1 protein-coding gene is annotated in these 401 nt (G+C 74.3%); it reads left to right on the top strand.

Annotated elements, in window-relative coordinates; translation table 11 throughout:
• On the top strand, window positions 1-401 hold a 401-nt coding region (locus KUM32_RS33270), incomplete at both ends, for a hypothetical protein (RefSeq protein WP_217145646.1).

Raw genomic sequence — 401 nt, 5'->3', positions numbered from 1 at the left:
GGTGTGTACGGGTCGTCGGCGCGGGTGACCAGTGGCGGTGACAGGAAGGTGGCGGTGGAGGTTCCGGCGTTGTCCGCGGTGGTGCTGAAGGCGGCGAAGCCGCTTGGTGCTCCTGCCGCCGGGCCGTCGGTGTCGGTGCGGGCGCCGGCGGCCGGTGCCACCGGTGATGTGGAGGTCACCGCGGCGGTGGACGGCGGCCGGCTGAACCGGGTCGTGTTCGCCGCCCAGGTCGGTAACGGGCCGTGGCGGACCCTGGGTTCGGCCGACCACGCCCCCTACAGGGTGACCCAGCACCTGCCCGGCACGGTGCGGGCCGGAACACCTCTGCGCTACAAGGCCGTCGTGATCGACAGCGCCGGACGCACGGCGAGCGCCACCGCGGCCACCACCGCCGGACAACC

The sequence above is a fragment of the Streptomyces sp. AC627_RSS907 genome (genome assembly GCF_019049165.1).
The sequence above is the reverse complement of the archived record's forward strand: the minus strand, read 5'-3'. Positions and strand labels throughout refer to the sequence as shown.